At 32.8% G+C, this 7974-nt stretch carries 6 protein-coding genes; all 6 read right to left on the bottom strand.

Features of this window, described 5'->3' with window-relative positions; genetic code table 11:
- The coding region (locus Q0138_RS01275) for a hypothetical protein (RefSeq protein ID WP_297979824.1) at positions 1 to 511 on the bottom strand (511 nt) is incomplete at its 3' end.
- A 374-nt stretch (positions 512 to 885) separates the two neighbouring features.
- Entirely contained in the window at positions 886 to 2814 is a 1929-nt protein-coding gene (gene gatE / locus Q0138_RS01270; protein ID WP_297979822.1) for a Glu-tRNA(Gln) amidotransferase subunit GatE, read from the bottom strand.
- A gap of 12 nt (positions 2815 to 2826) precedes the next feature.
- On the bottom strand, positions 2827 to 4134 hold the full coding sequence (gatD, locus tag Q0138_RS01265) for a Glu-tRNA(Gln) amidotransferase subunit GatD (protein ID WP_297979820.1): 1308 nt from the start codon (positions 4132 to 4134) through the stop codon (positions 2827 to 2829).
- A 313-nt stretch (positions 4135 to 4447) separates the two neighbouring features.
- Positions 4448 to 5485 carry an ATP-binding cassette domain-containing protein gene (locus Q0138_RS01260; RefSeq protein WP_297979817.1) on the bottom strand — a complete coding sequence of 346 codons (1038 nt, stop codon included), beginning with the start codon at positions 5483 to 5485 and terminating at the stop codon, positions 4448 to 4450.
- A 134-nt stretch (positions 5486 to 5619) separates the two neighbouring features.
- Entirely contained in the window at positions 5620 to 6294 is a 675-nt protein-coding gene (gene modB / locus Q0138_RS01255; protein WP_297979814.1) for a molybdate ABC transporter permease subunit, read from the bottom strand.
- A gap of 256 nt (positions 6295 to 6550) precedes the next feature.
- Positions 6551 to 7363: a molybdate ABC transporter substrate-binding protein gene (modA, locus tag Q0138_RS01250; protein WP_297979812.1), complete on the bottom strand. Its 813-nt coding sequence runs from the start codon at positions 7361 to 7363 to the stop codon at positions 6551 to 6553.
- Between the last annotated feature and the right edge of the window lie 611 nt (positions 7364 to 7974).

The following is a 7974-nucleotide window of genomic DNA, read 5'->3' as shown; positions in this document are numbered from 1 at the left end:
CTTCATCATCTTCCCAATCATCATCCTCATAATCTTCATCATCATCGAAGTCTTCATCATCTTCCCAATCATCATCCTCATAATCTTCATCATCATCGAAGTCTTCATCATCTTCCCAATCATCATCCTCATAATCTTCATCATCATCGAAGTCTTCATCATCTTCCCAATCATCATCCTCATAATCTTCATCATCATCGAAGTCTTCATCATCTTCCCAATCATCATCCTCATAATCTTCATCATCATCGAAGTCTTCATCATCTTCCCAATCATCATCCTCATAATCTTCATCATCATCGAAGTCTTCGTCATCAGAATCATCCAAATCCTCATCATCAGAATCGTCTAAACCATCATAATCATCCCCATCATCCAAATCATCGTCTGAATCAAGAAAATGAATTACTTTAAAATCATTATCAGAAAGACCATTAGATTCTTTAACAATATCATTATCCGCAGCACTAACTGCTCCAAGAGAAACAATTAAAACTAATGCACATAACAATATTAAATGAATTTTTGTATTAATTTTTTATCCCCCATAATTTTTTAAAATGTGTAAAAAATATATTCCGTAAAAAATATGTTACATATTACTATTATGATAAAGTAGTATATAAACTTAAGCATTTAATATTAAAAAATATAAAAAATTGTTTATTAAGGAAAACATAGGAAAATATCTAAAAAAGAACTAGAAAAGAATAAAATAAGAATTAAGAATAAATGACTAATAAAAATAGAAAATAAGAATTAAAAATAAATAAATAATAAAATAGAAAATATAAATAAAGAATAAATTACTTAAAAAAAATTAAAAAGAAAAATTAAAAAGAAAAATTAAAAAGAAAAATTAAAAAGAAAAATTAAAGAAGAAAATTAATTCAAAATATTTTGAATCTCTTCTCTAACAATCTTATTTACCAAACTTCCGTCTGCTTTTCCCTTAAGCTTTTTCATACTCATTCCCATTAAAGGACCCATTGCACCCATGTTACGTTCCTTGATCATTGCCTCATTATTTTGTGCAATTTCCTTAATGATATCCCTAACAGCATCTTCACTTAAAAGGGTCAAATTAGCATCTTCGGCTAGCTTTTCAAGATCCTCATCAGGTTTTTTACTTACTTCAAGCAAAAGGTCCTTTAAGGCATCTTTGGAAATCTTATTGTCCTTAAGAAGTGTGAAAACCTCAACAAGCTTTTCTTCAGTAAATATTTCCACATCTATTCCTTCCCTTCTCAAATCCCTTAAATCTGAAACAAGAACTGATGCTACAGTGGTAGGGTCCACCTTAACTTTAGCAACGATTGATTCAAAGCGATCTGTCAATAGCCTTCTTACAAGCTGGTTGGACAAGTCCTCACTTAACTTGTATTCAGCCATGATTCTTTCCTTCTTAACGTCTGGAAGTTCAGGAAGATTATTTCTAATAGGTTCAACCATATCCTCTGTAATCTGGAATAAAGGAATGTCTGTTTCAAGATACATTCTGTTTGCAGTAGGAAGAGGTCTCATATATTCAGTGTTTCCATCATCCAAAGCCTTTCTTGTCTCTTCAACAACCCCATCAAAGGCCATGTTCGCTCTGCGGATAACCTCATTCAATGCATTTACTGCAATACCCTCATCATGAGCCACTATGATAACTGCATCTTCAGGATTGACATTGAGGAATTCCTTCATTGCATCGACCTCATCAGCCTGAATGCCATAAGCAGGCAATTCATCAGTGTGGAAAAGACCTGAAACACCCATCTTTTTAGCATAACTGGACAATTCAGTACCAAATCTTCTTCCAGGTTGAACTTCCCTACCTATAAGACCATCAAAGCCTCTTAAAATGATGCCCTTAATTGATTCTGCTGAAGATAGAATCTTTGAGGAGGTGTCCTTAAAGACCTCATCCAAATCATGGATATCATCTTCAACCTTTGCATTTCTCTTTATCAATTCATCCTTAATGTCTGCAAGCGCCAATTGTCTCTGAACTTCCCTTTCAACAATTTCAGGCATTAAGTCAAGGTCCTGCACTCCCTTGATTTCAACCCTTGCGCCTCTTGCAATACTGATGTTTACATCCTGACGGATTGTTCCCAATCCTCTCTTTACATTGGTACTTCTCAAGACCTGTCCAATCATGTATGCAACTTCCCTGATTTGTTCAGGGTGGTGCATGGAAGGATCTGTGGTAATCTCTGCAAGAGGAATGCCTAACCTGTCAAGCCTGAATTGTGTAAACTCATCATCTGAATCGATTCTTCTTGCAGCATCCTCTTCCAAACCAAGAGATTCAATAGCTACACGACCATATGGAGTGTCCAAGTAACCGTCAGTAGCTGCAAGACCTGTTCTTTGGAAACCTCCAGTGTTACTTCCATCAATAACCTGTTTTCTCATTGTATGGAATTCATCAACAATTTTCATGTTTAACAGTGAAGCGATAGTGATACAAATGTCCAAAGCTTCCCTATTCAAGGAGTGAGGAGGTTCATCATCTGTTTCAACAAGGCAGGTGTGATTGTTGAATGACTCGTACTTAAATGTCATGTCCCTTAAGGACTCTTGAAGTGCAGCCCTGTCGATTTGACCCAATTCACTTTGGGTAGGCCTTAAGTTTCTTATTATTGCATCATCATAATCATCATCAGTCAATTCTGTTGAACAGGGACAGAAAAGCTTATGCTTGGTGTTTAGCTGTTGGTGGATTTCAAGACCCATCATGAGCCCAAGCTCTTCCCAATTTCTTTCAATTCCAGAAGAGTTCTTATCTTCCTTTTTTGATTTTTTAGATTTGTTTTTAGCCATATTAACCCCCACCTAATTTAAGAAATGTTTAAGAGAAGAACTTTCATTCAATTCTCCAGCAATATTAGTTTGAATAATTTCCTTAACCTTATTTAAATCATCGCTTTGACCTAATGCCCAAGCCAACTTAACGTATGCAGTTTCAGGAGTCATGTCCATACCTGAAATAACTCCAGCATCCTGAAGCAATCTGCCTGTACTGTAAACGTTCATGTTGATTGTACCATATAGACATTGGGAGGTCATTACAACAGGAATGCCCTCATCATTTGCACGTTTCAATGATTCAACCATATAATCCGGAACATGTCCAAGTCCTGTTCCCTCAATGAGCAATCCCTTATATCCCCTGTCTATGTGATAATCGACAATCTCATTTGTGATTCCAGGGAATGACTTGATCAATGCAACCTTGGATTCGATGTCTGTCCTCAATTCCAATTCGTTTTCACCACGTTTAACATAATCCAAATTGGTGGATTGAACTTTTCCATCTTTTAAAAGAGCGATAGGTTCGCTGTCTATGCTTCTGAAGGTGTCTCTTCTGCTTGTATGCATCTTACGTACCTTTGTACCCTTATGAAGTGCACATATTCCATCATCAAGGCTGTTGTGCATACATACTGTCACTTCAGCGATATCGGACAATGCAGCTCCAACAGAGTTATAGATGTTTAGGAATGCATCTGTTGAAGGCCTGTCTGAACTTCTTTGAGCACCGGTAACGACTATTGGAACAGGAGTCCTTAGCATGAAGCTTAATGCAGCTGAAGTGTAATGCATTGTATCTGTACCATGAGCTATTACAATACCGTCAGCACCTGCATTGATGTCATCTGCAATGGATTCTGCAGCCTTTACCCAGTATTCAGGTTTCATGTTTTCAGACAGGATATTGTATAATGCCTTAACATCATAATTTGCAAGGTCTAAAAGTTCAGGATTTGCTCTTAAAAGATCTTCTGCAGTGAATTTAGGGTGAACAGCACCTGTTTTATAGTCAATGATTGAAGAGACTGTACCTCCTGTTGAGATGATTGAGATATTCATTTTATTGGAATCCTTGTCAATTGCATCCCCTTCATATCCTATTTTAGGTTGGTCTCCTCTTTCAATAAGCTTTACACTAGCAGATTCAATATTTACTCCAACATTGTATCCGCTATCAAGTTTTATTACAATATAACCGTCCTTAGCATCTTCAGATCTGTCAAGCAATATTCCCTTATATGAAATATCCTCCTTGGTGACCTCTATTGTATCACCGACAGTGATATCTGATTTATCTAAAAACTCTTTGGAAATTTCTTTATAAGTCATTTAATTCCTCTTAAATTTGTTAAATAATTAGTAAGTATAATTTTATAGAATTTAATTAAATTAAAAATCTATATTAGATAAAGATATATTATTTAAAGTATTTAATATTTAGTTAAAAAAAGTCAAATGACAAATGAAAAATCATTAATTAAATTAAACAAAAAAGAAAGAAAACAATATAAAATAAAAAAAAGTAAGTAAAAATTACTAATTAAAAATAGAAAAAAGCAAAAATAGAAAAAAGCAAAAATAGAAAAAAGCAAAAATAGAAAAAAGTGAAATAGAAAAAAGTAAAATTAGAAGAAAAGATTAATTATTCTTCCAATAAGATAATGTCCTTTGGATTTATTTTCAAATAGTCAGGAATAATAAAATCATGTTCATCAATCTGTTTTTCAGATTTCCACCATAAACCATTCTCCAAGGTTATTTGCCATTCAAAAGGCATTTCCAATATCTTTGAATTTTTAGTGTCAATTACATTGACATCATCCTTTTCTGCAGGATGGAAGTCATGAGCCCTGATTCCCATATGAGTAACCTCATTGGAGATTTCCTTTGACACCTCAAAGACACATCCCCAATCCAAAGATTTAAGATGATGTTCGTCAATGATTTCCACTTCTGAAATGTTCTTGCATCCAGTCAATCTTGCAACCTGAACCTTTTTAGGGTTCTCAAATATTTCATATGTCTTTCCCTGAGCTATAATCTTACCTTGATCCAGAATTAAAAGCTCATCACAGAACTGAAATGCCTCATCACGGTCGTGTGTAACCAGTATTGAAAGCCCATCAAAACCATTTAACATATTTGCAAGTTCTATACGCAATTGTTCCTTAAGGAAAGTGTCCATTGCACTGAATGGTTCATCCAACAATATTACATCAGGATAATAAGCCAAAATACGGGCCAATGCCACCCTTTGCTGTTGACCGCCAGACAATTGTCTAGGATATCTTTTTTCAAGACCTTCCAAATGGAAACGCTTAATCATTTCAGCGACTCTGTTTTCATCATAATTGTCTTGCAAACCCATTGAAACATTTTCCTCAACGGTCATGTTAGGAAACAATGCATAATTCTGAAAAAGATAACCTACATTCCTTTCCTGAGGCTTTAAATTAATTTTTTTACTTGAATCATAATAAACTGTCTCATCACCTGCCCTTAAACTTACAAGACCATTATCAGGGTCGACAATGCCTGCAATGGACTTTAAGGTCATACTCTTACCACAACCTGAAGGACCTAAAATACCCAAACAACCCTTTTCCAATTCAAAACTAAGCTCAAGGTCAAATTCCTTAAGTTTCTTTTGGATATCTACCTTTAACAATTTATCAGACATATTTTTTCCTCAGAATAAACAAAACAATAAAAATAAAAACTATTAAAACTATTTAAACATAAAATTATTAAAATTATTATTTATAAACTAATTAAAACTATTAAAATTATTAAAATAAAATTATTAAAACTGAACTATCTCCATTGTCTTTCCTTACGTAAGGAAAGATAATCCATAATGAAAATAGCTATAAAGGATATAATAACAATCACTATTACATAATTAAAAGCCTCCCCCATGTTTCCAGCAGCCACTTCTGAATAAACAGCCATTGGGAGAGTTCTGGTTTGTCCTGCAATGTTACCTGCAAGCATGGCTGTAGCACCGAATTCACCTAAGCCACGCGCAAATGCAAGAATTCCACCGCTTATAACACCAGGCAAAGCATTGGCCAACAATATCTTTGAAAAGATTTTCCTTTCGGACATGCCTAATGTACGGCCGGCATCCAATAGATTGGAATCAACCTGTTCAAATGCCCCTCTGGCGGATCGGTACATTAAAGGAAAAGACATGACAACTGCTGCAATAACTGTTGCAGACCATGAAAAAGCAATTTTAACTGCAAAAAACTCTATAAAGAATTTTCCAATAGGTCCTCTAACTCCAAATACATAAAGCAAAAAGAACCCTACTACAGTAGGGGGCAATACGATTGGAAGTGTAAAAATACCGTCAAGAACTATTTTCAATGAATCATTTTTCATTTTGACAATACCCCAAGCAACAAACAAACCTACAAAGAAGGTTATGAATATTGACAAGCTTGCGGTTTTCATTGAAATAAAAACGGGGGACCAATCCATCATGTCTAACACCTTAAATTTTTTCGATAAAAATATTTTAATAATTCAAATTATTTAAATCAATTCATTCAAACAAAATAAAACCCAATTTAAATCAATTCATTCAAATAAGACTTTTAAGTAAAATTCTAAGAAAAATAAAAAGAAAAAATATGAAAATAATCTAAATTAATTAAATTATTAAAATAGAAAATTCATAAAAAAAGAAATTTATTCATATGAATAACTAAAAGCATCCATATGAATAATCATACTAAACCTATTCGTGAATAGTGAATCCGTATTCAGTGAAGATGTCTTTAGCATCATCAGTTTGTAAGAATTTTACAAATTCATTTGCAGCATCAGTGTCTTGAGCACCGGAAAGTACAGCTACAGGATAAATAACTGGAGTGTCTAAAGCATCATCAGGAGCTTCACAGATTACTTTTACATCATCAGTGGATTTAGCATCGGTTGCGTATACAATACCGCAGTCAGCAGATCCTTGAGCTACTTGGTTTAATACAGCAGTTACGTCAGTACCTAAAGAAAATTTAGATTCTAAATCATCCCAAATTCCGAGATTTTCTAAAATTTCTTGAGCGTATTGACCTGCAGGTACAGATTCAGGATCTCCGATAGCAATATTACCTTCAACATCTTTTAAATCTTCAAATGAAGAGATGTTTAAGTCAGAATCTTTAGGAACAATTAATACAACTTTGTTTTCTAAAAATTCAACATTGGTATCATTATCAACTAAACCTTCATCAGCTAATGCATCCATTTGTTTGGTAGCAGCTGACATGAAAACATCCGCATCCAGACCGTTTTCAATTTGAGTTTGTAAATCTCCACTGGAAGCGTAGGTAGGAGTAACTTTTACTCCAGGATATTTTTCTTCAAACATAGGAATTAATTCATCATCATATACATTTTTTAAACTAGCTGCAGCAGCCAAGTTTACTTCTTGTCCATCTAAGTCAGGAGTGCCGAAATCAAACCAGCCAGCACTTACAGCGGAAGCTGCACCAACAGCTACGATTGCTGCGATGATTAAAACAATCATCATCTTTTTCATAGATTTCATTTTTTTTATCCTCCGAATAATTAATCACACTATCAGACATTAATCAATAATCAAATATAAGAAAAAGAGAATTCAGAAAGGTTTAGATTGTTAAATGACAAAGAAATTATCAAAAACATCCATTTAAAAAAAAAAGAAATGAAATGAATATAATTTCAACAATACCTCATAAATTAATAAAAAATTCAATATTTTTATTATTTTTTAAAATAATTCCCCAAATAATTCCTAAATCTTTGAATATTATTTAATTTCATTAATAGTAATAATAGATTTATTATCGGGATATATAAATTTTTTCTTAACGATTTGATACAATTTTAAATACTTAAGCAAATTAATTTATTTTTAAAAAAATAAAATACTTTTTAAAATAGCTTAAAATCAAAAATAAGTAATAAAAACAAGACAAATAATAAAAAATAATAGCATGATTAATTTTTTTAAAATCGAGAGGAAAATAAGTTAATATGGAAAAAAGAAAAGCTTTAGCGATATTAAAAAAAAGACATATCAAAATTTAAAAAAAACTATTAAAAGCTAAAAATTAAAAATTCAAATAAAAATAAAAATGAAAAATAAAAATTAAAATTAAAAATTAAAAAAAAACA

Origin of the sequence: uncultured Methanobrevibacter sp. (assembly GCF_937906425.1) — an archaeon.
GTDB lineage: Archaea > Methanobacteriota > Methanobacteria > Methanobacteriales > Methanobacteriaceae > Methanobrevibacter.
This window is presented reverse-complemented; position numbering and strand designations above follow the sequence as displayed.